Annotated in this window: 3 protein-coding genes; 2 read left to right on the top strand and 1 reads right to left on the bottom strand. The window is 40.5% G+C overall.

Annotated features, from left to right (window positions below; all coding sequences use genetic code 11):
• Together RWS39_RS09445 and RWS39_RS09440 are read left to right on the top strand one after the other, a co-directional pair.
• Positions 1–306, top strand: a 306-nt coding sequence (locus RWS39_RS09445) for an LPXTG cell wall anchor domain-containing protein (RefSeq protein WP_314482932.1), incomplete at its 5' end; no start/stop codon positions are given.
• A gap of 419 nt (positions 307–725) precedes the next feature.
• On the top strand, positions 726–1,442 hold the full coding sequence (locus RWS39_RS09440) for a YebC/PmpR family DNA-binding transcriptional regulator (RefSeq protein ID WP_045498557.1): 717 nt from the start codon (positions 726–728) through the stop codon (positions 1,440–1,442).
• A gap of 78 nt (positions 1,443–1,520) precedes the next feature.
• Here the strand turns inward: RWS39_RS09440 and queG are convergent, their stop codons facing one another.
• Complete coding sequence (gene queG, locus RWS39_RS09435; protein WP_314482929.1) at positions 1,521–2,645, bottom strand: tRNA epoxyqueuosine(34) reductase QueG; 1,125 nt, start codon at positions 2,643–2,645, stop codon at positions 1,521–1,523.
• Between the last annotated feature and the right edge of the window lie 378 nt (positions 2,646–3,023).

Below are 3,023 nucleotides of genomic sequence, written 5' to 3'. Positions count from 1 at the left end.
AAACCAGCAGATGAAGTCGTAACTTACAAGAAGGTAGAAGTTCCACCTACACCGACACCAACTCCGGAACCAAAACCAACTCCTACTCCAGAACCAAAACCAGAACCGAAACCTGTTCCACCAACTCCAGCTCCGGTACCAAATAAACAAGTACCGAACAAGCCAGTGGAACCGAAAGTTCCTGGAACTACTGCTCTGCCAAATACAGGTGAGAAATCATCTTCAGCAGCAGTACTTGGTTTAGGAATTGTTGCAACACTCGCAGGTGTCAGCTTGATTAAACCAAGATTGAAAGAAGAAGATTAATTCTTTCCAGCTTGGATAGTAATCACTGAAGAGTTGTAGACGATTAGTTAACAGCTCGCAAAAATCGATAACTTCTTTACGAAGTTATCGATTTTTTTATTTATTTGATTAGCAAACTTTGGTAGTAAGAAATGAGAGAAGGCTCTAGTAAAATAGGAGATTTACTGGAGAATGATAGGAATATCGCCTCAAATTTATTAGTATTATTCATTTTGCTATTGAGAGAATGTAATGACTGATCTAGGTATTTTAAAAGATATAAGGAACTAGTACTCTAATCTTTTTTATATCTAGTTCGTACTTCAGCAGATAATTTTAGTGAATTGAGGACTTTCCTGTTTTTGTTGGATGATTTTTCGTCTTTCCTGTGTTATAATAAGGAAGATTAAAAATGTAGAATAGTTAAAGGAGAAATTCCAATGGGACGTAAGTGGGCCAACATTGTAGCTAAGAAAACAGCTAAAGACGGCGCAAACTCAAAAGTTTATGCTAAATTCGGTGTAGAGATCTATGTAGCAGCGAAAAAAGGTGAACCAGATCCTGAGTTGAACACAGCCCTTAAGTTCGTTATTGATCGCGCTAAGCAAGCGCAAGTGCCAAAGCATGTTATTGACAAGGCGATTGACAAGGCTAAGGGAAATACAGACGAGACCTTTACAGAAGGTCGTTATGAAGGCTTTGGGCCGAATGGTTCTATGTTGATCGTTGATACATTGACTTCGAATGTCAACCGGACTGCAGCCAATGTTCGTGCAGCCTTTGGTAAAAATGGCGGGAACATGGGTGCTAGTGGCTCTGTATCTTATCTTTTTGATAATAAAGGTGTCATCGTTTTTGCTGGGGATGATGCAGACAGTATCTTTGAATTGCTTTTAGAAGCAGATGTAGATGTGGACGATGTAGAGGCTGAAGAAGGAAGTATCACAGTTTATACAGCGCCAACTGACCTACATAAAGCAATTGTAGCTTTGCGTGAATCTGGTATCCAAGAATTCCAAGTGACAGAGCTTGAAATGATTCCTCAGTCTGAAGTGGAATTAACAGGAGAAGATTTAGAAACCTTCGAAAAATTGTATAGCGTCCTTGAAGACGATGAAGATGTCCAAAAAATCTACACCAACGTAGATGGCTTCTAATTGAATAACATAAAAATACAGTCTGATTTAGTATAAGCTGCGTTCTAAGGCAGTTTCTAAATTAGACTGTATTTATTTTTAGTTAGTTAAGTGAAATTTTTTTAGGAATTGTTCCTGTTCCTCTTTGATAGCTTCTGTAGGATTTTTTACAGCAAGAATCATCTCAATCATTTCAGGACTGGCTTCGCGTACTAGCTGACTGAGAGCCCAGATGGCCGTAGCGATATGGATAGGATTTTGCCCTTTATCGATAATTTCTAGTAGTTTGGGAATAGCAGAGCGGTCATTAGCATTGGCTAAAGCAATGATGGCATTGCGCTGCAGGATGTTTTTACCCCGCCAACTACCTGCTATATGGCCAAATTTTTCCTTAAATTGACCATTAGAAAGTTCCAAGAAAGGAAGGAGCTCGGGATGAGCTAGATCGGGGTCAATCTCAGTTGCGAGCGGATTGTCTAAACCTTTATTATAGGGGCAGCAAATTTGGCAGATGTCGCAACCATAGATGACTGTCTTGATTTTTTTGCGAAATTCCAGGTCCATGATGCCCTTGTCTTGGGTCTGAAAGGATAGACAGCGTTTGGCGTTCATTGTTCCATCGCCAATGAGGCAGGAGGTAGGACAGGCTGTCACGCAACGATTGCAGTCTCCGCAGTCATAGTCGACAGGCTGGTCAGGCTCAATGTCCAGATTGGTAATGAGCTCACCCAGAAACATATAAGAACCAAATTCCTTGGAGATGACCAAGCCGTTCTTGCCGATAAAGCCGATTCCTGCTCGTCGTGCTACGGCAGTGTCGACCAGAGCACCTGTATCTACCATGCCCTTGTACTCAAAGTCGGCGGTCAGCTCTTCGATTCCCTTTGCAAGCCGATCTAGCTTGTCCTGTAGGACATAGTGGTAATCCAGCCCCCAGCTGTTGGGAGTGAATTTTCCTCGTTTGTAAGCTGTTTTTTGTGGCTGTTGCTTGAGCTTGTGGGGGTAGGCGACTGCGATAGAGATGATGGTCTTAGCTGAGGCCAAACTCAGCTTGGGCTTAATTCGCTCCTCAATATTCTTGTGTTCAAAACCTGAATTTCGGCCTTCTTCTACGGCCAAGCGTAGCGACTTTTCCAGATAGTCAAAGTCATCTGCCGTTGTAAAGCCAATTTTAGAAATGCCAATGTCTTTTGATAATTTGATAATTTCTTCTTTGATATTCATTGCTATTATTATATCGAAATTAGGAGAATTATGCGAGAAACTACTTCGTGAAAACCATGATTATTTAGCAAATTTGAGAGCAAGAAGAGTTAGGCAGATAAGCGTGTAAATTGAGAAATGACAGCCTTTCAAGCCAATTGCCAAATGGATTATTTCTTGAAAGATATGGGGAAACATGCTATAATGAGAGGAAACATTTATAAACAGAACATAGCGAGTAAGGAATAAAATGGCTAATATTTTAAAAAAAATCATTGAAAATGATAAAGGTGAAATAAGAAAATTAGAAAAGATGGCGGACAAGGTCATGTCCTATGAGGACGAAATGGCAGCCTTGACCGATGAAGAATTGCAAGCAAAAACGGTTGAATTTAAGGA

The sequence above is a fragment of the Streptococcus cristatus genome, from assembly GCF_963529205.1.
GTDB lineage: Bacteria > Bacillota > Bacilli > Lactobacillales > Streptococcaceae > Streptococcus > Streptococcus cristatus_O.
This window is presented reverse-complemented; position numbering and strand designations above follow the sequence as displayed.